The sequence below is a fragment of the Sphaerisporangium sp. NPDC004334 genome, from assembly GCF_053602655.1.
In genome coordinates this window covers 196,736-217,901 of the sequence record NZ_JBSGDZ010000007.1, presented here as the reverse complement: position 1 = coordinate 217,901, position 21,166 = coordinate 196,736, and the positions used below count along the sequence as shown (strand labels likewise).

The 21,166-nt window shown below is 73.5% G+C and carries 17 protein-coding genes; 9 read left to right on the top strand and 8 right to left on the bottom strand.

Annotation, left to right across the window (positions count from 1 at the left end):
• Window positions 1-4: 4 nt before the first annotated feature.
• The 5 genes from ACWEN6_RS11000 (at window position 5) to ACWEN6_RS10980 (ending at window position 6,471) form a co-directional block, all read left to right on the top strand.
• Window positions 5-1,270 carry a sugar efflux transporter gene (locus tag ACWEN6_RS11000; RefSeq protein WP_354928139.1) on the top strand — a complete coding sequence of 422 codons (1,266 nt, stop codon included), beginning with the start codon at window positions 5-7 and terminating at the stop codon, window positions 1,268-1,270.
• Window positions 1,267-2,289: a glycosyltransferase gene (locus tag ACWEN6_RS10995; RefSeq protein ID WP_452570036.1), complete on the top strand. Its 1,023-nt coding sequence runs from the start codon at window positions 1,267-1,269 to the stop codon at window positions 2,287-2,289. The genes ACWEN6_RS11000 and ACWEN6_RS10995 overlap by 4 nt, the downstream gene beginning before the upstream one ends.
• Entirely contained in the window at window positions 2,279-3,022 is a 744-nt protein-coding gene (locus ACWEN6_RS10990; RefSeq protein ID WP_452570035.1) for a PIG-L deacetylase family protein, read from the top strand. The genes ACWEN6_RS10995 and ACWEN6_RS10990 overlap by 11 nt, the downstream gene beginning before the upstream one ends.
• A complete protein-coding gene (locus ACWEN6_RS10985; protein ID WP_452570034.1) occupies window positions 3,019-5,658 on the top strand; it encodes a glycoside hydrolase family 3 N-terminal domain-containing protein in 2,640 nt (879 codons plus the stop codon). The genes ACWEN6_RS10990 and ACWEN6_RS10985 overlap by 4 nt, the downstream gene beginning before the upstream one ends.
• A gap of 198 nt (window positions 5,659-5,856) precedes the next feature.
• Complete coding sequence (locus tag ACWEN6_RS10980) at window positions 5,857-6,471, top strand: response regulator transcription factor (RefSeq protein WP_354835651.1); 615 nt, start codon at window positions 5,857-5,859, stop codon at window positions 6,469-6,471.
• Window positions 6,472-6,584: 113 nt separating this feature from the next.
• On the opposite strand, the gene ACWEN6_RS10975 is transcribed toward ACWEN6_RS10980, so the two are convergent.
• Window positions 6,585-8,012, bottom strand: coding sequence for an MFS transporter (locus ACWEN6_RS10975; RefSeq protein ID WP_452570033.1), 1,428 nt, complete (start codon window positions 8,010-8,012; stop codon window positions 6,585-6,587).
• Window positions 8,013-8,150: 138 nt separating this feature from the next.
• Between ACWEN6_RS10975 and ACWEN6_RS10970 the strand changes: the two genes are divergently transcribed.
• Window positions 8,151-8,747: a TetR/AcrR family transcriptional regulator gene (locus ACWEN6_RS10970; protein WP_452570032.1), complete on the top strand. Its 597-nt coding sequence runs from the start codon at window positions 8,151-8,153 to the stop codon at window positions 8,745-8,747.
• Between the two features lie 131 nt (window positions 8,748-8,878).
• Here the strand turns inward: ACWEN6_RS10970 and ACWEN6_RS10965 are convergent, their stop codons facing one another.
• The gene (locus ACWEN6_RS10965; RefSeq protein WP_452570031.1) at window positions 8,879-9,682 is read right to left on the bottom strand and encodes an NPP1 family protein; all 804 of its coding nucleotides are present in this window, start codon (window positions 9,680-9,682) and stop codon (window positions 8,879-8,881) included.
• Between the two features lie 504 nt (window positions 9,683-10,186).
• On the opposite strand from ACWEN6_RS10965, the gene ACWEN6_RS10960 reads away from it, so the two are divergent.
• Both ACWEN6_RS10960 and ACWEN6_RS10955 read left to right on the top strand, forming a co-directional pair.
• Window positions 10,187-11,134 (top strand): zinc-binding dehydrogenase, encoded by a 948-nt coding sequence (locus ACWEN6_RS10960; RefSeq protein ID WP_452570030.1) that lies wholly within the window; start codon window positions 10,187-10,189, stop codon window positions 11,132-11,134.
• 89 nt (window positions 11,135-11,223) lie between these two features.
• Window positions 11,224-11,361 carry a hypothetical protein gene (locus ACWEN6_RS10955; protein WP_452570029.1) on the top strand — a complete coding sequence of 46 codons (138 nt, stop codon included), beginning with the start codon at window positions 11,224-11,226 and terminating at the stop codon, window positions 11,359-11,361.
• A gap of 55 nt (window positions 11,362-11,416) precedes the next feature.
• Here the strand turns inward: ACWEN6_RS10955 and ACWEN6_RS10950 are convergent, their stop codons facing one another.
• The 6 genes from ACWEN6_RS10950 to ACWEN6_RS10925 all read right to left on the bottom strand — a co-directional run bounded on the left by ACWEN6_RS10950 (window position 11,417) and on the right by ACWEN6_RS10925 (window position 18,264).
• Complete coding sequence (locus ACWEN6_RS10950) at window positions 11,417-12,514, bottom strand: serine hydrolase domain-containing protein (protein WP_452570028.1); 1,098 nt, start codon at window positions 12,512-12,514, stop codon at window positions 11,417-11,419.
• 183 nt (window positions 12,515-12,697) lie between these two features.
• Complete coding sequence (locus ACWEN6_RS10945; protein WP_452570027.1) at window positions 12,698-12,982, bottom strand: SHOCT domain-containing protein; 285 nt, start codon at window positions 12,980-12,982, stop codon at window positions 12,698-12,700.
• 184 nt (window positions 12,983-13,166) lie between these two features.
• Complete coding sequence (locus ACWEN6_RS10940) at window positions 13,167-13,811, bottom strand: SRPBCC family protein (RefSeq protein WP_452570026.1); 645 nt, start codon at window positions 13,809-13,811, stop codon at window positions 13,167-13,169.
• A 14-nt stretch (window positions 13,812-13,825) separates the two neighbouring features.
• Complete coding sequence (locus tag ACWEN6_RS10935; protein ID WP_452570025.1) at window positions 13,826-15,424, bottom strand: aldehyde dehydrogenase family protein; 1,599 nt, start codon at window positions 15,422-15,424, stop codon at window positions 13,826-13,828.
• Between the two features lie 29 nt (window positions 15,425-15,453).
• Window positions 15,454-16,605: an acyl-CoA dehydrogenase family protein gene (locus ACWEN6_RS10930; protein ID WP_452570024.1), complete on the bottom strand. Its 1,152-nt coding sequence runs from the start codon at window positions 16,603-16,605 to the stop codon at window positions 15,454-15,456.
• Between the two features lie 21 nt (window positions 16,606-16,626).
• Window positions 16,627-18,264 (bottom strand): AMP-binding protein, encoded by a 1,638-nt coding sequence (locus ACWEN6_RS10925; RefSeq protein WP_452570023.1) that lies wholly within the window; start codon window positions 18,262-18,264, stop codon window positions 16,627-16,629.
• A gap of 488 nt (window positions 18,265-18,752) precedes the next feature.
• Here ACWEN6_RS10925 and ACWEN6_RS10920 point away from each other — a divergent pair, with 488 nt between their 5' ends.
• A complete protein-coding gene (locus tag ACWEN6_RS10920; RefSeq protein WP_452570022.1) occupies window positions 18,753-21,155 on the top strand; it encodes a TOMM precursor leader peptide-binding protein in 2,403 nt (800 codons plus the stop codon).
• Window positions 21,156-21,166 lie beyond the last annotated feature (11 nt).

The following is a 21,166-nucleotide window of genomic DNA, read 5'->3' as shown; positions in this document are numbered from 1 at the left end:
CGATGTGTATTCGACGAAGAGCAGCGGCCTGCGCATCTTCAGGGACGGCGCGGTCACCCGCCTCGCGGCCGCCACCGCCGCCATCGGGGTGGGGGGCGCGATGGTGGTCCCCACCGTCAGCCTCTTCCTGGCCGACGCCGTGCGCGCCACGCCGCTGATGATCGGGGCGTTCGTCGCCGGGCGGGCGATCGCCGAGATCGCCACCGACCTGTCGGTCGGTGTTCTGTCGGACCGCATCGGCAACCGCAGGATCGTGCTGGGCGTGTGCGCCATGTTCGCGGCCGGGGGCGCGCTGTGCTACCTGTTCATGCGCGAGTACTGGCTGCTGCTGGCCTCCTCCGCGGTGATGTTCGGGCTCGGCGGCGCCACCTTCCCGCAGATGTTCGCCTACACCCGCGAGCTGGCCGAGACCCGCGGCCACGGCGTGACGTTCTTCAACTCGGCGCTGCGGGCGGTGACCTCGCTGGCCTGGATCGCCGGCCCGCCGCTGGCGTTCGCGCTGATCGCCACCCGCGGGTTCGAGACGCTGTACGGGGTCGCCGCCGTGCTCTACGCCATCGGCGGGGTGATCTGCTTCGTGGGGCTGCCCAACACCGACCGGCGGCCGGCCCCGGACGCGGACAGCACCGCCTCCCTCATCGCCGACGCCGACGCCGGGACCGGCGGCTCCGGCGGCGCGGCCGTGACCGCGGAACCGGAGCGCAGGACGCGCAACCCGTTCGCGGGGCTGACCCCGAAGGTGAAGGCGCTGCTGGTCACGATCGTGCTGCTGCTGGCCGTCAACGCCATGTACCAGTTCGACATCGCGCTCTACATCACCAAGGACCTCGGCATGGACGAGGGGTTCACCGGGCTGGTCCTCGGGCTCGGCTCGGCACTGGAGGTTCCCGCGATCATGTACATCGGCGCGAAGGCGGACCGCATCGGCCACTGGCGGGTGGTCATGGGAGCCGCCATCTGCGCCACCCTGTTCTTCGCCGCCATGCCGTTCGCGACCTCCAAGCCGGCGCTGCTGCTGCTGCAGGTGCCCAACGCCATCTGGACGGCCATCGCGCTCAGCATCCCGGTGACCATCCTGCAGGACTCGATGCCCGACCGTCCCGGCGTCGCCTCCTCCCTGTACTCCAGCGCGTTCAAGGCGGGCATCTTCCTCGGCGGGGTCGTCGCCGGGATCGTCGCCCAGTACGTGGGCTTCACCAACGTCTTCTGGGCCTGCGCCGTCCTGTCCGCCGGAGCGCTCCTCTCCGTCATCCTTAGGAGAAAAGCATGAAAAGCACGCCCACGTGCAGTGTGATCATCCCGACGTACAACCGGGCCGAGCTGCTCGCCCACACCCTCAACTCCCTCGTACGGCAGACCCTCTCCCCCGCGGACTTCGAGGTGCTGGTGGTCGACGACGGGTCGAGCGACGACACCGCCGCCGTGGTGGAGTCGTTCAAGAATCGTCTCGACGTGCGCTACTTCTACCAGGAGGACCGCGGCTACCGGGTGGCCAAGGCCCGCAACGTGGGCATCGCGAACGCCCGGGGCGAGGTCTGCGTCTTCGTCGACTCCGGCGTCCTGCTCGCCTCCGGCTGCCTTGTGGCCCACCTGGCCAGCCACGCGGCCTGGCCGGGCCCGGTGGCCGTGGTCGGCTACGTCTACTGCTTCAACGAGGGCAACGAGGACGGCGCGCAGATGCTGCGCGTCATCGACGTCGACGACCCCGACGCCACCATCGCCATGCTGCGCGACAAGGGGCAGTGGCTGGACATCCGCGAGGACTTCTACGCCATCTACGGCGACGACTTCGCCGACGAGCCGGTCCCCTGGGTCGTCTACTGGACCTGCGACGTCTCGGCGTCCACCGATCTGCTGCGCGAGATCGGCGGGTTCGACGAGTGGTTCAGCCGCTGGGGCGGGGAGGACGTCGAGATCGGCTACCGGCTGCACCGCGGCGGCGCCAGGTTCGTGCTCAACCGCGAGGCCGCGGCCATCCACCACCCGCACGAGAAGGACTACGACGCCAACGTCGGCGGCGCGCTCGGCAACTACGAGTACATCGCCCAGAAGCACGACACCCCGATCACGCGCCTGGTCGTCGGCAACCACTTCTTCCTGATCAACGACCTGGTCCGTGAGCGCGGCCTGCCCTCCTGCGAGGAGTACCTGGCCGGCGCGGCGGCGCCGGAGCCGGCGGGGACCGTCTATCCGAAGCTGCCCCTGCTGGAGCAGGCGGAGATCGTCAGCGCGCGGGCGCGGGCCGCGCGCGAGCGGGCGCTGGCCAAGGTGGTGGAGCATGCGCGCTGAGCCGGCGGCGGGCGAGAAGGTCATCGTCTTCGCCCCGCACCCCGACGACGAGGTCATCGCCTGCGGCGGCGTCATCGCGGCCAGGGCCGCCGCGGGCGCCCGCGTCCTCATCGTGTTCTCCACCGACGGGTCGCGCTCGCACAGCGCCGTCCTCGGCATCGACTCCGACCCCACGCCCGCCGAGCTGGCGGTCATCCGGCGCAAGGAGGCCGAGTCGGCCGCCAAGGCGCTCGGCGTGCCGGCCGAGAACGTGGTCTGGCTGGGCCACACCGACACCCGGCTCGCCGCGTCGATGGACGCCTTCCGCGCCCAGGTGACGCGCCTGCTGGCCGGGCACAGGGACGTGGCCGAGGTGTACCTGCCGCACGACGTGCGCGAGCTGAACGCCGACCACCGGCTGACCGGCGAGGGCGTGGCCGGCTGCCTGGCCGGGCTCGGCCTGTCGCCGCGGCTGCGCAAGTACGTGGTGTGGGACGAGGACACCGAGGCCGCGTTCGCGTTCGCCAACCGCGCCGAGCCCGGGCGCGAGCCGTCCCCCACCGAGCGGCTGGTGAGCGTTGACATCGCGCCGTGGGTGGCCCGCAAGCTGGACGCGCTGGAGGAGCACCGCACCCAGGTGACGCTGTTCTCCCCGGCGCAGACCCGCACCGTGGTGCCCGAGCCGTTCCTCGCGCGCCTGCGCGCCAAGCGCACCGAGGACTTCTGGATCGACGAGCCCGAGGAGGACGCGTGACCGGCCGGCCGGAGACCCGGACCACCGAGGACGCCGCCGCCGCCGGCGGGACGGCGCGGGACGGCGCCGGGACGCCCGCGGCCGGGCTGCCCTACTTCCCCGAGTGGCCGCGCGTGGCCTCGGCGTTCGCGGCCGACCCGCGGGTCGAGGAGCGCGTCGAGGGCATCCTGGCGCAGATGACGCTGGAGGAGAAGCTCGGCCAGATGATCCAGCCCGAGCTGGCCGAGCTGACCCTGGAGGACGCCCGCGAGTACAAGATCGGCTCGGCGCTGAACGGCGCCGGCATCTGGCCGGGCGGGAACCGGCACGCCGACGTCAAGGAGTGGGTCGAGACCGTCGACGCGTTCTGGGAGGCCGTCGAGGAGGGCTACGCCGACCGCCCCTTCCGCGTCCCGTTCATGTGGGCCACCGACGCGGTGCACGGCCACAACAACGTGTACGGGGCGACGATCTTCCCGCACAACATCGGCCTGGGCGCCGCGCGCGACCCCGGCCTGGTGCGCAGGATCGGCGAGGCCACCGCCCGCGAGATCGCCGCGACCGGGATGGACTGGACCTTCGCCCCGACCGTCGCCACTCCCAGGGACCGCCGCTGGGGGCGCTACTACGAGGGCTACTCCGAGGACCCGGAGGTCGTGTACGCCTACGCGCGCGAGATGGTGAGCGGGTTGCAGGGCGGCACGGACGGGCTGGCCACCGACGCGCACGTCATCTCCACCATCAAGCACTGGGTCGCCGACGGCGCCACCTTCGAGGGCGTCGACCGGGGCACGGCCCGCTGCGAGGAGGACGTGCTGCGCAACATCCACGCGATGGGGTTCATCTCCGCCATCGAAGCCGGCGCGCAGGCGGTCATGGCGTCGTTCAGCGGCTGGTCGGGACCGGCCAACTACGACCACACCCCCGGGCGCCCGGTCGCCTACAACCACAAGATCTGCGGCAGCCGGTACCTGCTGACCGACGTCCTCAAGGGCGCGATGGGTTTCGACGGCATCGTGATCAGCGACTGGGACGCGCACGCCGAGGTGGCCGGCTGCACCGTCGGCGACGCCGGGTACGCGATCAACGCCGGGCTGGACGTGCTCATGGTGGCCGGGCGGGAAGCCTGGCGGTCGGTGTGGCGCAACGCCCGCGAGCAGGTCCTGTCCGGCGTCATCCCCATGGAGCGCGTCGACGACGCGGTGCGGCGGGTGCTGCGCGTCAAGATGCGGGCCGGGCTGTGGGACAAGCCGCGCCCGCGCGAGCGGTCGCTGGCCGGCGAGGCGTCGGTGCTCGGCCACCAGGACCACCGCGCGCTCGCCCGCGAGGCGGTGCGCAAGTCGCTGGTGCTGCTGAAGAACGCGGGCGGCACGCTGCCGCTGTCCCCGGCGTCGCGGGTGCTGGTCGCCGGCAGCGCCGCCGACGACATCAGGAAGCAGGCCGGCGGCTGGACCCTGAGCTGGCAGGGCAACGAGGTGACCCTGTCGGACCTGCCCGGCGCGACGACGCTCGCCGCGGCCGTGGCCTCGGTCACCGGCGAGGACCGCTGCCAGGTGGACCCCTACCTGGAGCACGCCGACCCGGCCGCGTTCGACGTGGCCGTGGTGGCGATCGGCGAGGACGCCTACGCCGAGATGCGCGGCACGATCAAGCCGTGGGGGACGCTGGAGTACGCCAGGCTCAAGCAGTCCTACGCCCGTGACCTCGCGACGCTGCGCCGGCTCCGCGAGGCCGGGGTGCGCGTGGTGACGGTCATGTTCACCGGGCGCCCGCTGTACGTCACCGAGGAGATCAACCTTTCCGACGCGTTCGTGGTGGCCTGGCTGCCCGGCACCGAGGGTGTGGGGATCACCGACGTGCTGTTCGCCGGGCCCGACGGCGCGCCGGCCCACGACTTCCAGGGGCGGCTCACCTTCAGCTGGCCGCGCAGGAAGCGGTCGATGAGCGTCAACCGCGTCCCGCCGCACATCCCCGGCTACCGGGTGCCGGCGGAGGAGCTGTCCCCCGAGGGCGAGCACGAGCCGCTGTTCCCCTACGGCTTCGGACTGTCCCTGCGCGACACGGGCACGGCCGCCGACCCCGGTGAGCTGCCGCTGGACCAGGAGCCCCCGCCGCCGCCCGCTCCCCCGGTCACCGGGCCGCTGGAGGTGGCCGGAGCCCGCGCGGGCGGGGCGTACCGGCTGCGCATCGGCGGGCACAACACCTGGTCGCGGGAGGACATCTCCTTCGACCGGCCCACCGAGACGCTGGTGGTGCGGGCCGAGCCCGTCCCCGGGCCGGGCGGCACGTCCGCGGTGTCGCTGCGGTTCATGGGGTACGTGGCCTTCGTCTACGCGCAGGACCCCGAGCAGCGGCCGCGGGACCTGCGCGGCTACCGCGAGGCCGGCGGGCGCATCGCCTTCGACGTGCAGGTCGTCGAGGCCCCGGACCTGCCGGTGTACCTCGGCTGTCACGACGACTACCCGGCCCAGCCCGGGCTGGACCTCGCCCCGTCCCTGCGCGCGCTGCCGGCGGGGACCTGGACCACCTTGGAGGTGCCCCTGGCCGACCTCGAACGCGCCGGCGTGGACCTGCGCCACGTGGACGTGCCCTTCATGCTCTACACCGAGGGCCGGACGGTCCTTTCGATCGGCGAGGTGCGCTGGCTGACCGATTGACCGATTTCCGGTCACTCGACCGCTTTGACCAGCCGCTTGACCTGAACGGCGGGAGTTCCCGAACTCCCGCCGTTCACCTTTGTGCGAAGGGGAAGTCAAATGGGACCGTCGCTTACGTTTCCGGGGCCGGGCACATAGGGTTGTCGGGGAGATCAACGAAGGGAAGCGGCGGGTGCCTACGGAAAGCGGGATCTGTTGGTGCGCACCCTGAAGATCCTCCTGGCGGAGGACGTCCACATGGTGCGTGGAGCGCTCGTGGCCCTGCTCGAACTCGAGCCCGATCTGACCGTCGTGGCACAGCTCGACCGGGGTGACGCGATCGTGTCGGCCGCCATGGAGCATCGGCCCGACGTGGCGATCATCGACATCGACCTGCCGGCCGTCGACGGCCTGACCGCGGCCGAGCTGCTGCGGCAGCAGCTGCCGTCGTGCCGCACGCTCATCCTCACCAGCCTCGGCCGGCCGGGCACCGTGCGCCGCGCGCTCGCCGCCCAGGTGTCGGGGTTCCTGCTCAAGGACGCCCCCGCCGACCAGCTCGCGGAGGCGGTGCGCAACGTGGCCGCCGGCAAGCGCGTCATCGACCCCCAGCTCGCCCTGAGCGCCTGGGACGTGGGGGACAACCCACTGTCGGAACGCGAGCTGCAGGTGCTGCGCATGGCCGCCAAGGGCGCCGAGGCCCCCGAGATCGCCGCCGGCCTCCACCTGTCCGCCGGCACGGTGCGCAACTACCTGACGACCATCGTCATGAAGCTCAACGCCCGCAACCGCGTCGACGCCATCCGCATCGCCACCGAGGCCGGCTGGGTCCCCTAGACCCGCCCCGCCGGCCGCGGGTGGCGACGGTCTGGAGGCCGACGCCGACTACGTGATCGCGGGATGAGGGGACCGGCGCCGTCCCCCTCACGAGACGGCGCCGATCTCACTGTTCAGCCCTGGTCCGCGGGGGTGGTCCTGCGCGCCCCCGGGCCGAACCAGAACACCAGCGCCACCGCCAGAGCCAGCACCATGGCCGCGCAGGCCCAGACGAACACCGACGAGATGGTCCCGCCGACATCCCGGCCGCTCTCGGTGAAGGGGACCAGCATCGCGGCCAAGCCGAGAGAGCCGCCGACCGTGAGCGCCGTCTGCAGCAGTCCCGCTGTGACGCCCGCGTGCTCGGCCGGGGCGGTGGTCAAGATGATCATGTTCAGCGGGATGATGGCCACCCCGACGCCGACGCCCATCACCAGGAGCGCGGGGAACACGCCGGTCAGGTAGGTGCTGCCGGCGTCGAGGCGGGTCAGCCATGCGACCCCGGCCAGCACCACGACCAGGCCGAGCAGCGCGCGGGTTCGCATGCCCACGCTCGCGATGTGCTTGGTGAGCTGCTGGGTGACGACGAGCAGCGCCAGGCCGAAGGGCAGGATGGCCAGACCGCTTCGCAGCGCGTCCAGCCCGAGCACGCCCTGCAGGTACTGGACGAGATAGATCAGGAAGCTGGTGAGCACCGCCGCGAGGAGCACCAGGCTGAGGAAGGCGCCGGCGCGTTCCCTGCCGGTGAAGACCGACGTCGGCAGGAGCGGCTCCTGGGCGCGCCGGTCGGTCACCAGGAGCGCGGCGGCCAGCACCACGGCCGCTCCGAGGGCGGCCAGGGTCCAGGTGTCCCCCCACCCCTTCTCGGCGGCGTGCACCAGCCCGTAGACGGCGGCGGTCACGGCCGCGGCGCCCAGCAGCGCGCTCGGCAGGCCGAGCGGGCGCGGCCGGGTGGCCTCGTCGCGCAGGCCCAGGGCCTTGGCGGCGACGGCGATGACCAGCAGGCCGATGGGCACGTTGACCAGCAGGCTCCACCTCCAGTCCCCCGCCCACGTGAGCACCCCGCCGAGCACCATGCCGGCGGAGGCCCCGAGTGCGGTGACGGTGGAGTACAGGCCGAAGGCGCGCTGCCGGCGCTCCCCCTCGAAGACGATCGCGAGCAGCGCCAGGCCGGTCGGGCCGGCGATCGCCGCGCCGGCGCCCTGCAGCACCCGGCCGAACAGCAGGATCTGCGGATTCGGCGCAAGCCCGGCCACCAGGGACGCGACGACGACCAGCGCGATGCCGGTCAGGAAGACCCGGCGGTGGCCGAGGACGTCGCCGAGCCGGCCCGCGAGAAGCAGCAGCCCGCCGAAGGCGAGCAGGAAGCCGTTCGGCACCCACGAGCCGCCGGCGACCGTGAGCCCGAGGTCGGACTGCAGGGTGGGCAGCGCGACGTTCACGATGGTGCCGTCGAGCTGAAGCATGAACTCGGCGCCGACGATGGCGGTGAGCGCCAGGCCCCATGGCCGGGCCGGGGCCGCCCTGACCGGTACGCCGTCGGAGACGCTTTCAGTACTCATGGAACCTCCAGGGGGCGATCCGCCGGGCACTATTCTGAGGCACCCTCAGGTTAGCGGCCGGAACTATACTGAGGGAGTCTCAGCTTGGATGGACGAAGTCAAGCTGAGGCTGCCTCAGGATGTCAAGCGGGAGGATCGATGACGAGCGGCACGCCCCACATCGCGGTACGCCCCAAGCGGGCGGACGGCCGGCGCAACTACGACGCCATCCTGGCCGCGGCCCGCAAGGCGTTCGAGGCCGACGGCTCGGAGGCGTCGCTGGAGAACATCGCCGCCCAGGCCGGCGTCGCGATCGGAACGCTCTACCGGCACTTCCCCACCCGCGCCTCCCTCGTGGAGGCCGCCACCAGGGACGGACTGGCCGACCTGGTCACCGGCGCGGAACGCCTGGCCGCATCGTCCGACCCGCTGGCGGCCCTGACGGAGTGGATGGAGCGCGCCGTACGGCACTTCAGCACCTTCCGCGGGCTGGTCGGCATCCTGGCGCAGAGCATGTACGACGAGGGGACGCCCTCGCACGCCATGTGCAACGCCATGCACAACGGCGGCGCCGACCTGCTCCGCGCCGCGCAGGCCGCCGGGATGGTGCGCGCCGACCTGACCCCCCAGGAACTGTTCGACCTGCTCAGCGGCGCCGCCTGGGTGCGCGAGCAGTCGCTGCCGGACCGCGATGGCACCCGGCGCTTCCTCCAGTTCGCTCTTGAGGGCATCACCACGCGAGCAGACGAGGCCTGAGCGGGCCGGACCCGCCGCCCCCGAGGACGGCGGTAGCGGCGGCGTCACAGCGGGAGCAGGGTGGGGGCCGAGCGACCGGTGAGGGCCGGTCGCCACCGCCGGCCGGGCGGGCGGAGGCGGCCGGCGGCCGGTCAGGCGAAGGGGTCGAAGGGGATGCCGGCCGGCTTGGAGCGCGACAGGAGGTCCTGGAAGCGCCCGTCGTTGATCTTGATGGTCGCCGCCCCGAAGTCGGCGTTCATCAGCCTGTCGCGCAGCGCGGTGCTGGGCCAGCCGTTCCAGTCCACCAGCGGGGGGTAGCGCCAGTTGTGGTAGTGGTTCTCCGGCGGCTCGTCGTTGCCGTTGGCGAGCCGGAAGAAGTGCGTGGACAGTCCGTCCTTGTGGTAGACGATCTTGGGGTGGGAGCCGTCGAAGCGCACCTGCGAGCGCGCGTAGGTGACCACGCCGCTGTGCTGCGTGGTCGACACGTACTCCACCCGGTTGGACGCCTGGTCGATCCAGGAGATGACGTGCTCCCAGTCGTGGCGGTGCCCGCCGAGGCTGCTGCCGGGCAGCGCCTGGTCCTTTTCGAAGTACCCGGCGTAGACGACGGCGCACCAGCCGTTGTTGCAGGTGGAGCGGGCGTAGGTCTGCGAGTTGTCCAGGTCCGACTGGTCGCGGCAGTTGCCGTTGACCGCGCCGGTCGGGTTCAGCCCGGGAGCCAGGGTGCCGTCCGGCCCGATGGCGGGGGTGGCGTAGCAGCCGTCGCCGTCGTAGTCGAAGGCCGGCGAGAACGACTGCTCGTAACCGCCGGCGTTCTGCGGCAGGTTGTGCGGCGGGTCGGCGAAGGCCGCCGACGCGGGAACCACGACCGCCATGGCGGTGAGGCCGAGCACGACCCCGAGCCGGGAACGGCCGCGCTTGGAGCGCCTCGTGGGGGACGCGCTCCTGTCCGGCACGGTCGCTGACTTCGATGCCCTGGGGGACGACGTGAATGACGGCAGTTTTCGCATGCTTCCGCTCTCTCGACGCACGGGCCATGCCGCGACATCGCGCCGGCATGGTGGGGGGTGGCAGGGGCACCGGCGGCGTTACGGCGCCGATGTGGAACATGCCTCGCAGTGTCACGACACCACGTGGCAGGCACATGATCAAGGTCCCCGCGCCGGATGACACCGGCATGGAGCGGCGACGGCCGAAAGGTGGATCACGAGCGAACGCTCGGCTCACCCCCGGGTGGCCGTCATCGCCTCCCGGGCCGTCATCGCCACTCCCGCGGCCGGCCGCGCCTGCGCCACAGAGACGATCAGGCCAGGCCACCCGCGCGGGGTTGACCTCAACCTGGGTTCAACTCGCATGCTGGCCCCTGCGAGACGAAGCGGCCACCCGGCGACCGGCGTGCCGATCGTCCGGGACGCGCCGGCGACGGCGCTTCGACGAAGGTTCGGGAAGGGACGGCGGGCGTGCGTGCTGTGGTGATGGAGCGGTTCGGCGGACCGGAGGTCCTGCGCCTCCGGCAGGTCGAGGACCCGGTCCCAGGACCAGGGCAGGTGCTGGTGGAGGTCGCGTACGCGGGCATCACGTTCGTGGAGACGCAGGTGCGGAGCGGAAACGCTCCGCCGGTCTTCCAGACGCCCACCCTGCCGCGCATCCCGGGCAACGGTGTCGGCGGCCGGGTGCGCGCCGTGGGAGCGGACGTCGATCCCGGGCTGGCCGGGCGGACCGTGGTCACGACGACCGGCGGCGAGGGGGGGTACGCGGAGCTGGCCCTCGGCCGGGCGCAGGACGCGATCGCGGTCCCGCCGGGCGTGGGCCTGCCCGACGCGGTGGCCCTGCTGGCCGGCGGGCGCACGGCGGTCATGCTGCACCGGCAGGCGAAGATCGAGCCGGGCGAGTGGGTGCTGGTCCAGGCGGCCGGAGGCAGCGTCGGCACCCTGCTGGTGCAACTGGCGGCGGCGTCGGGCGCCAAGGTGGTGGGCGCGGCCGGCCCCGGCAAGGCGGAGCTGGTCAGGTCTCTGGGCGCGGTCGCCTGCCTGGACTACACCCGTGCCGGATGGGAGCGCGAGGTGGTCGAGTTGACCGGCGGCGCCGGTGTCGACGTGGTCTTCGACGGGGTGGGCGGGCCGGTGGGCAGTCAGGGCATGTCGGCCGTGCGGCCCGGCGGGCGCGCGCGCATCTACGGCATGGCCGGCGGGTCGTGGCCGCAGGCCGGCGAGCACGTGAAGGTGATCTCCGCCCCTCCGCCCGACGCCGCGCGGACGCGCGCCCTCATCGAGGAGGCCCTCGCGCTCGCCGCGTCCGGCCGCCTGCGCCCCGTCATCGGCCAGACCTACCCCCTCGCCGAGGCGGCCGAAGCTCACCGGGCCATCGAATCCAGGATGACGACCGGCAAGACCCTGCTCATTCCCTGAGCCACCAGCGGGTCTTCGTCGGTGGTGCGGAATCCGACGCAGGCAAGATCGTCTCGCGGCGGGCCGAGCGTTGAGGTGTGTGTCCCGTCGTGCCGGTCGCCGGTCCGCTCCTGCTCGTCGTGGACGGATTGTGGGGCCTGCTCGACCCCGGCGGCCGGCCGCTCCACGACCGCCTGGCCACGACCGAGGCCGCGCGCCGGACGCCGGACGCCCAGCCTCAGACGTAGCGGGCCTGGCCGGTCCTTCGCGGGTGATGGCGCCGACGAGGAAAGGAGCCGGCGCCTACGCCGGAAGGCTCTCGTAGGCGGCCGTGACGAGCAGGAGGCCGCGGTCGTCGCCCAGGCTGCCGCTGAGCATGCGGTTCATCGCGTAGGCGACGGTCATGCGGGCGTCGAGGTCGTTGACGACCAGCGAACCGCCCCACCCTCCCCAGTAACAGGTGCGCCGGCCGGGGAACATGCCGCCCCCCAGCCCGTACCCGATGCCGTAGCGCATCGGCACACCGAGGACGCGGTCCGGGCCGTGGTACTGCTCCTCCAGGGCGCGCTCACAGCCGGCCGGTGACAGCAGCCGCACCCCCCGCGCCGTCCCGCCGTTGGACAGCACGGACTGGACGGCGCCGACCGCCCGGGCGTTGCCGTGCCCGTTCCCGGCCGGGATCTCGGCGCGCCGCCAGGCGACGGTGTTGGCGTCCTCGGCCCGGAGCGGGGGGTTGCCGGGCTCGCCGGAGTCCTCCGGCGACGGCGGGGGCGCGATGACGGGGGCGACGCGGTGGTCGTGCTCGGCCGGCGTCCCGATGTGGAAGTCGGCGCCGAGCGGCCCGGCCACCTCCTCGGTGAAGAAGGCGCCCAGGGTGCGGCCGGTGACCCGGCGGACGACCTCGCCGACCAGGTGCCCCTGGGTGACGGCGTGGTAGCCGGCCCGGGTGCCCGGCTCCCAGCGCGGGAACTGCCCGGCGAGCCGCCGTGTGGACTCCTCCCAATCGCAGACCTGCTCGACGGTGATGGGCTCGTCGAAGGCGGGCAGGCCCGCGGTGTGGGAGAGCAGGTGCCGCACCTCCACGCGTTCCTTGCCCGCGGCCGCGAACTCGGGCCAGTACTTGGCCACCGGGGCCGTCAGGTCGAGGTCGCCGCGGTCGGCGAGGATCAGCGCGCACAGCGCGGTCATGGTCTTGGTGGTGGACCAGACGTTGACGATGGTGTCGCGCTCCCAGGGGACGGTGCGTTCCGCGTCCGCGTACCCGCCCCAGAGGTCCACCACCGGCTCGCCGTCGAGGTACACCGCCACCGAGGCGCCGACGTCCCGGTCGTCCAGGGACGCCGCCAGCGTCTCGCGCACCGCGCCGAACCGCTCGTCACACGCGCCGTGAACATCCGCCATGACCGACAACCTAACCCGGCCGCGCCCGCACGGCCACCGCTCGCGCGGCGAACACCCGGCCGGTGGGCGACGCGGCCTGCTCCGGCCGCTTCCCTGCCGGCGTCGACGTCCCCGGCCAGGCCGGGCATCGTCGCAGGGCCGCCGTGACGGAGGGCGGCCCCGCGACGGGAGCCGCGCCCGGCCTCAGTCGCCGGGAGGGCGGGCGCCGCGCAGGGTCTGCAGGCGGGCGTGGTACTCCTCCGCGTCGATCTCTCCCCGGGCGTAACGCTGCGCCAGCACGTCCTCCGCCGCGGGCACCGCGGGGCCTGAGCCGCCCCGGGCGCCCGGCCTGCGGGCCAGGTAGCGGAAGAGCAGCACGACCACGGCGATCACCAGGCCCCAGAAGAGCACCATGTTCAGGATCATCAGGCCGTAGCCCCAGCCCATGCCGGGCCCGTTCCAGTACATCATCCTCATCTCCTCGCTCATCGACTCATTCGCCGAGATCGGAGCCATGGTGCTCAGGATGCGGCCTCGCGCCCCGTGCCGGAAGGGCCGAAGGACATTCCCGCCCGGCCGTCGTTCCCTCAGTGGCCGTGCCCGCCGGGCTCGGCCCCTGCGGTGGTTGACGGTCGCGGCGCCGGTGGTGAGGGCCGCTCCTGCGGCCCACGCTTCAGCGGGCGGCCGACAGGGCGGCGGCCACCTGGCGTTCGGGGGCGGGGATCGTCGGCGGGTCCTCCTCGGTCTCCACGTGGCCGTAAGCGGCGGCCAGGACCGCCCGTACGGCTCGCGCGAGCACCCGCGCCAGCAGCGGCTCGACCACGCGGTCGTACATCGGCACGCCGAGGTCGAACCGGGCCTCGAAGACCACCTCGCAGGAGGCGTCACCGGCGCCGGGGAGAAGGTTCCAGGCGCCGGACAGGGCGGCGAAGTCGCCGTCCACCTGCTCGAAGGCGATGCCCGGCGCCGCGGAGGAGACGTCCGCCGGTGCGGCGGGCGTCCACTCGCGCTGGCGCCAGCGCACCGTGCCGCCGCGGAAGGGCAGGGCCCATTCGCTGAGGCGGTCGTCGTCGCTTCCCACTCCGGCCGGTCCTGCCGGGCTCACCGGGCGGCCGGGGACCGCCTCGATGCCGGGGGGCGACTCGATGTCGAGGGGGGTCGCAGGCTCGGAAGGCGCCCCCGGGGCGGGAGGTCGCTTCCCTGTGGTCACCGTCAGGGCGTCGCCGTCCAGGCGGCCGTGCCAGGCGCTCGTGGTCAGGCGGGCCAGCGCGGTGCGGGCGTCGAGGGCGACGCGGGCACGCACCCTTACCTCTCGCATGTCATGGTCCCCTTTCACATCCCGCCGGCCGCGGCCGGTCTCGCGGGGGTCAGGGCGACGCCCTGGAGGTGGGTGGTGCGGATCATCATGTAACTGGCCTCGCCGAAGACGCCTCCGGTGAAGCCGGTGCCGCCATGGGAGGGCATGTAGGGATAGAAGCCGCAGTGCGAGTCGTCGTTGACCTTGAGCACGCCGCCGTTGCGCACCTCGTCGGCGAACCGCCCGGCGATTCGCTCGTCGGCGGTCCACAGCGAGTTGCGCAGGCCGTAGGCGTTGCCGTCGACGAACGCCAGCACCTCGTCCAGCAGGCGCTCGTCGGAGCCGCCCGCCTCGGGGACGACCACGGGCAGCAACGGGAAGAAGGTCTCGCTGCGCACGGCCTCGACCTCCCGCGCCCCGGCCAGGCCGTTCACGCGGATCACCGTGGGCTCGATGAAGAATCCCGTGTCGGACGGCGTGCCGTCCACCTCCAGGCGCCGCCCGCCGCACACCAGCTCGGCCCCCTTGCCGAGCGCGTCGGCGAGGAAGGCGAAGAACCCATCGGCGGCCAGCACCGGGGTGAGGACGACGCCCTCCTGCTCGGGGTAGCCGGGCCTGATCCGCGCGGCGGCGTCCGCCAGGCGGGCGATCAGCTCCTCGGCTATGGCCGGGTGGGCGATCACCTGGTTGGGGATGTTGCAGATCTGGCCGGAGGCGTGGAACGCCTCGGCCAGCGCGCCGGCGGCGAGGTCGAGGTCGGCGTCGCGCCAGACGACCGCGCAGTCGTTGCCCGCCAGTTCGAGGATGGGCTTCTTGCCGGCGGCGACGCAGTCGTTCTGGAAGACCAGCCCCTTCTCGGTGCCGCCGAAGTAGATGATGTCGTCGACGTGCTCGCTGGCGAGCCACTCCTGCATCATGGGCGGGCCGCACACCACGTTGAGGGTGCCTGGCGGGGCGCCGGCCTCCTCCAGGGCGGGGGCGACGATCTCCCGCAGGGCGTACATGACGCCGAACGGGATGCTGCGCGGCGCGCGCACGACGACCGCGTTGCCCGACAGCACGGCGGCGGCGCCGTAGATGGCGTTGGAGTGGGGGGCGTTCTGCGGCGGGGCGACGCACACCACCCCGTCGGGCTTGCGCCGCATCGAGATGCGCTTGCCGCCGTAGTGGAAGTCACGCCGCAGCAGCTCGGCGCACCAGCTCAGCGTCTCGGGGCTGACGATGTGCAGCAGCCCGTCGACCTCCCACTCCGCCAGCGTCCGCGTCCGCCCTTCGGCGACCATGATCTCGACGAAGGCGGACCGCGTCTCGGCCAGGCGCTTGCGGATCAGCTCACCGGCCCGCAGTCGTACGTCCAGGGGGCTCCTGGACCACTCGCGGGCCGCGGTGGCGGCCGCCTCCAGGGACGCCCGGGCGGTGGCGGCGTCGGCCAGCGCGCACCGGCCGATCACCTCGGGGCCGGCCGAGGCGGGGTCGATCTCGCCGCGCTCCAGCATGCGCTTCAGGCGCAGGGCGCGCGGGGCGTCCTCCAGGATCGCGCGGGACGAGACGGCGTAGATGTGCTCGGCCGCGTCGATGTCGCGCCCTCCAACATAGGAGGCGTAGGTCGGCAAGGGTGCGTGGGGTTCGCGCATCAGGCGGTCTCCGCTCGTCGGGTGGACGGTCAGGGGGCGTTCTCGCGGCCGAGGAACTCGCGGGCGATGACCAGCTTGGTCGCGGCGGCGGTGCCGTCGGCGAGCTGCGTGCCGATCACGTCGCGCAGGCGCCGCGCCACCGGGCCGTCCTCCGACCAGCCGAAGTGCCCGAGGGTGAGCAGCGCCTGGTGGGCGGCCTCGGCCGAGGTCTTGGGCGCCCACCACTTGGCCATGTTCGCCTCGACCCGGTGGTTGAGGCCGGCGTCGTTGCGCCACAGCGCCTCGTAGGCCAGCAGCCGGGCGGCGTGCAGATAGGTGGCGTGCTCGACCAGGGGGAACGTCAGCCCCTGGAAGCGGCTGAGCGGCTGGCCGAAGGCCTCGCGCTCGCTGGCGTGCTCGAAGGCCGCCTCCAGCGTCACGCTGGCGGCGCTCACGGCCATGAGCGCGATGAGCGCGCGGGAGTAGTCGAAGCCGCGCATGCCCTGCACGAACCCGAGCCCGGTGCCGCCGACCACGTTCTCCTGGCCGACGCGCAGCCCGTCGAAGACCATGGTCGCCCGCCCGCCGGTCCGGCTGCCGAGGCTGGGCAGCGTCGTGCGGGTCACGTGGGCGTCGTCGAGCCGGGTGTAGAAGGCGGTCACGCCGCGCGAGCGCTCGCGCTTCTCGCCGGTGCGGGCGAACACCAGCCCGTGGGTGGCGTACGCGCCGAGCATGATGGAGGTCTTCTCGCCCGACAGCCGCCAGCCGTCGCCGTCCGGCTCCGCGCGCAGCTCCAGCGCCGCGGCGTCGGTGCCGTGGGCCGGCTCGGTCATGCACACCGCGACGACGGCGTCGCCCTGGGCGATGGACGGCAGCCAGCGCGCCTTGAGCTCCTCGCCGCCGTGCAGGTTGAGCACCCCGCCCACCAGGGCGGCGTTGAGCACCGGGTAGCAGGCGGTGATGTCGCCGCGCGCCAGTTCCTCGATGGCGACGCCGGTGCTGACCGCGTCCAGGCCCATGCCGCCGTACTCGACGGGGATGCGCAGCCCGAACAGGCCTTCGGCGGCCAGCTCGGCGAACAGGCCCGGCGCGAACCGGCCCTCGCGGTCGCTCTCGGCGGCGGCCGGGGCGAGCCGGTCCGCGACGTAGGCGCGGACCTTCTCGGCCAGCGCGTTCTGCTCAGGAGTCAGGAGAAAGTCCATGGGATGCCCTCACTCAGCCGTTCAGCCGGTCAGCCGGTCGCGTAGAACGAACTTCTGCACCTTGCCCGAGGGAGTCCTGGGCAGCGCGTCCACGATCTCGACGCGCTCGGGCCAGTACTGCTTGGCCATCTCCAGCTCCGCCAGGTGAGCGCGCAGGTCCGAAATGGTGGGCGGGGTCCCGTCCGGGACGATGACCGCGCAGGCGCGCTCCCCCATCCGCTCGTCGGGCAGGCCCACGACGGCGATGTCGCGGATGGCCGGGTGGCGCAGCAGCGCCGCCTCCACCTCCACCGCCGGTATCTTCACCCCGCCGCGGGAGATGACGTCCTTGACCCGGCCGGCGATGCGGATGCCGCCGTGCCCGTCGTCCCTGGCGAGGTCGCCGGTGTCGAACCACCCGTCGGGGGTGAGCGACTCGGCGTAGAGCTCCTCGCGGCGGTAGTAGCCGAGACACTGGCTCGCGCCGCGCACCTGGAGCAGGCCGGTCGCGCCGGGCGCCACGGGCCGGCCGGTCCGCTCATCGACGATGCGGACCTCCATGCCCGGCACCGGCGTCCCGTCGCTCTCGGCGGCCCGCATCGGCGGGTCCTCGGGACGGGTGACGGTGACCGCGCCGTTCTCGGTCATCCCCCACAGCGCGTACAGCCGGCAGCCCAGCACGTCGCGGGCCTGCTCGACGAGCACCGGCGGAATGGGGGCGCTGCCGGTGGCGAAGGAGCGCAGCGCCGACAGGTCGCGCGGATCCTCCTGCTGGGCCCGGATGAGGTCCATCAGGAACGGCGGCGGGCCGTAGAAGAAGGTGACCCCCTCCTGCTCCATGACGCGCAGCATCAGGCCGGGGTCCCAGGCGTCGATCTGGACGGCCGTGGCGCCGAGGATCAGCGGCATCAGGAAGTTCCAGGTGTAGCCGGCCTGCAGGGTGGTGGGCGAGCCCATGGCGGTGACCTCGTCGGAGGTCAGGCCCAGCACCTCGATCTGCGCGCGGTTCAGCGCGCCCAAGGTGTTGTGGCTGTGCATGACGCCCTTGGGCTCGCCGGTCGTGCCGGAGGTGAACATCACCTGCGCCAGGTCGTCCGGCCGCGCCTCGCGGGCGTCCAGCACGCCCGGCTCGACCTCCCGCTCCCACTCCCGTCCGAGCAGGTCGCGGTCGAGGTCCAGCGTGCCGCCGGCCCCGCCGCCGCCGAGCAGCACCCGGTGCCGCAGCGTGGGCACCGCGGCGGCGACCTCCGCGCTCATGTCGGCGAAGGAGAACCCGCGCACCTCGGCGGCGGCCACGTAGAGCGGGCTGCGGGTGAGCCGGGTCATGAACTCCACCTCGCGGCGGCGCATGATGGTCGCGACGGGGCCGGCGATCGCGCCGACGCGGGCGCAGGCCAGGCTCAGCGCGACGAGTTGCCAGGAGTTCGGCAACTGGAGGGTCACCACGTCGCCCCGGCGCACGCCGAGCCCGTGCAGGGCGGCGGCCAGCCGTTCGACGCGCGCGGCCAGTTCCGCGTAGGTGAGCCGGTCGGGCTCGCGGCCGTCCGCGTGCCAGACGACCACCGCCGTGCGGCCGGGGAAGCGCTCGACCGCGCCGCGCAGGTCGTCCATGGCGGTGCGGTCGCGCCACACCCCCTCGGCCCTGAAACGGTCGCCGGTGATTTCCAGCACCGGAGCCATGTTTCCGCTCCCTTCCTGGAGGCAGATTTTCGGCTGTCTGGTATTTCGCCGCCGGCATGTCCGGTCATCGAAAATGCGGCGGCCGATCGCTTGAGGAGAACTTGCTAGTAGGACATCGGGCGACCGGCGGGAGTTCGCAGGTCCAAATGGTCCGTGAGCCGTTTTCCCGCTGATTTCGGGGTGGCGGGTCTTGTGCACCGGATGCGACGCATGCCCGGCTCCCTCCGATCGGTCCGACGTTCGACAAGTGTGCTCGGGAATGGGGCGAAAGGGCCACTGACCGGCTCATCGGTGCGATGTGAAGGATTCATGCCGCGAAGGTGAGCGGCGAACTGGCCCCGTGGCGGGGCGGCGGTGCAAGATGCGGTGCGCGGGGTCGCTCCACCGGGGCGGCGGTTGCGCCCCGCGCCCGCGGGTAATGCGCCGACCGAGGCGGCGAGGTCCGCCTGCATCCCCCTGTGCCCCCCGACGGCCCGGAAGAGGCTCTCATGGTGGAAACGGAAACCGGCACCGGCGTCACCGTCGCCCATCGCCGCCCCGGCACGACGACTCCCGGCGCCCGCGTCGCCGGCACGCCCCTCCCGGCGCCCGCGCCGGCGCCCGTGGCCGACCCGGCCACCCCCGGCGCCGCCGCGGCCCCGCGCATCGGTTTCAAGAGCCACCTGCGCCCCGAGATCGTCCCCGGCGAGGCGGTGTACCTGGTCTCCGCGCGCGGCACGACCGCGCTGTCCGGCCGACCCGCCGAGGTGCTGGCCCCGCTGCTGGACGGCACCCGCACCCTCACCGAGATCCACGAGCAGGCCTCCCGGGAGCTGCCCGCCGCACAGGTCGGCCAGGTGCTCGGCCGCATGGCCAAGGCCAACCTCGTCGGGCACCGCGCCTCCACCTGCCCGGCCGACCCGGCCGCCGAGGCGTACTGGGACCTGGCCGGGCTGGACGGCTCCCGCGCCCCGGCCGCGCTCGCCGGCGCGGTCGTCGGCGTCCTCGCGCTCGGCCACGTCGAGACCGGGGCCGTCCTGGCCGCCTGCCGGGCGGCGGGCCTGTCCGCCGTGCCCGACACCGGCGCGGGCGAGCCGTGCGGCGAGCTCTCGCTGGTGGTCTGCGACGACTACCTCGACCCGGCGCTGGCGGAGGTCAACGCCCGCCGGCTGGCCGACGGGCGGCCCTGGCTGCTGGCCAAGCCGAACGGCGCCGACGTGTGGGTCGGCCCGGTGTTCCGCCCCGGCTCGGGCCCGTGCTGGGCGTGCCTGGAGCGGCGGCTGCGCGGCCACCGCCGCGCCGAGAGCTGCCTGCTGACGGCCTCCGGTGCCCCCGCGCTCCCGCCCGAGGCGTCGACCGCGCTGACCCGCGGCATGGGACTGCTGGCGGTGGCGCTGGAGGCCGCCAAGTGGCTGGCCGGGCACCGCCACGACGGCCAGGACGCGGTGTGGACGCTGGACACCCTCACCATGGCCGGGCGGCACCACCGGCTGACCCGCCGCCCGCAGTGCCCGTCGTGCGGGGACCCCGGCCTGGTCGCCCGCCGCGTGCGCCGGCCCGTCGTCCCGGTCTCCCGGCCCAAGGAGGCGCTCGGCGGCACCGGCGAGCGGGCCGTGTCCGCCCGCCAGGTCTGGGAGCGGTTCGGCGGCCTGGTCGACCCGGTCACCGGGATCATCGGCGGGGTCCGGCGCGACCCGCGCAGCCCCTCGTTCCTGCACTGCCACCTTGCGGGCCCGAACCTGGCGCTGCCGGTGAGCAGCCTGTCGACGGCGCGGGCGGGCCTGCGCGCGCAGGCCGGCGGCAAGGGCGTCACCGACCTCGATTCCAGGGTCAGCGCGCTGTGCGAGGCCGTGGAACGCTACTGCGGCTCCCGCTTCGGCGACGAGCCGGCGATCACCGACACCTACCGGGGGCTCGGCGAGGCCGCCGTCCACCCCGACGCCTGCCAGCTGTTCCACCCGCGCCAGTTCCGCGACCGCGACCGGTGGAACGCCGCGCAGCCGCCGTTCCAGCACGTCCCCGCCCCGTTCGACGAGCGGGCGCCGCTGGAGTGGACCCCGGTGTGGTCGCTCACCGGTGAGCGGCACCGCTACCTGCCGTCCGACCTGCTGTACTACCGGCCGTTCACCCCGCGCGGCTCCTCGCCGGTGCGCGCGGACTCCAACGGCGCCGCGGCCGGCGCCAGCGTCGAGGACGCGATCCTGCAGGGGTTCCTCGAACTGGTGGAACGGGACGCGGTGGCGCTGTGGTGGTACAACCGCACCCGCCAGCCCGGGGTCGCGCTGGACTCCTTCGACGACCCGTGGATCGCCACCGTGCGGCGGGGCCTGGCCTCGATGGGCCGCGAGGTCTGGGTGCTGGACCTCACCTCCGACCTGGGCATCCCGGTGATGGCGGCGATCTCGCGGCGCACCGGCGGGCGGGCCGAGGACATCATGTTCGGCTTCGGCGCGCACTTCGACCCCAAGGTGGCGCTGCGCCGCGCGCTGGCCGAGCTCGGCCAGTTGCTCCCCATCACGCCGGCCGGGGACGGCGCGGGGTACGCGACCACCGACCCGGGACTGCTGGCCTGGTGGACGCGCGAGACGGTGGCCCGGAACCCGTACCTGCTGCCCGATCCCGGCCTGGCGCGGACGACGGCGGCCTGCCGCCCGTACACCCCGTTCGCGGACCTGCGCGACGACGTCGCCCACATCACCGAGCTGGCCCGCGCCAAGGGCCTGGAGGTGCTCGTGCTCGACCAGACCCGGCCCGACGTCGGGCTGCCCGTGGTCAAGGTCGTGGTCCCGGGTCTGCGCCACTTCTGGGCCAGGTTCGCGCCCGGCCGCCTGTACGACGTCCCGGTGGCGCTCGGCCGCCTTGACGCGCCGACGGCCTACCAGGACCTCAACCCGATCCCGTTCTTCTTGTGATCCGCGCCGCG

Bases quoted from the DNA above. Each gene is read 5' to 3' on its own strand.
- ACWEN6_RS10995 (WP_452570036.1), top strand. From the start codon at position 1,267: ATGAAAAGCACGCCCACGTGCAGTGTGATCATCCCGACGTACAACCGG.
- ACWEN6_RS10990 (WP_452570035.1), top strand. From the start codon at position 2,279: ATGCGCGCTGAGCCGGCGGCGGGCGAGAAGGTCATCGTCTTCGCCCCG.
- ACWEN6_RS10975 (WP_452570033.1), bottom strand. From the start codon at position 8,012: ATGAGTACTGAAAGCGTCTCCGACGGCGTACCGGTCAGGGCGGCCCCG.
- ACWEN6_RS10970 (WP_452570032.1), top strand. From the start codon at position 8,151: ATGACGAGCGGCACGCCCCACATCGCGGTACGCCCCAAGCGGGCGGAC.
- ACWEN6_RS10950 (WP_452570028.1), bottom strand. From the start codon at position 12,514: ATGGCGGATGTTCACGGCGCGTGTGACGAGCGGTTCGGCGCGGTGCGC.
- ACWEN6_RS10945 (WP_452570027.1), bottom strand. From the start codon at position 12,982: ATGAGCGAGGAGATGAGGATGATGTACTGGAACGGGCCCGGCATGGGC.
- ACWEN6_RS10940 (WP_452570026.1), bottom strand. From the start codon at position 13,811: ATGCGAGAGGTAAGGGTGCGTGCCCGCGTCGCCCTCGACGCCCGCACC.
- ACWEN6_RS10935 (WP_452570025.1), bottom strand. From the start codon at position 15,424: ATGCGCGAACCCCACGCACCCTTGCCGACCTACGCCTCCTATGTTGGA.
- ACWEN6_RS10930 (WP_452570024.1), bottom strand. From the start codon at position 16,605: ATGGACTTTCTCCTGACTCCTGAGCAGAACGCGCTGGCCGAGAAGGTC.
- ACWEN6_RS10925 (WP_452570023.1), bottom strand. From the start codon at position 18,264: ATGGCTCCGGTGCTGGAAATCACCGGCGACCGTTTCAGGGCCGAGGGG.
- ACWEN6_RS10920 (WP_452570022.1), top strand. From the start codon at position 18,753: ATGGTGGAAACGGAAACCGGCACCGGCGTCACCGTCGCCCATCGCCGC.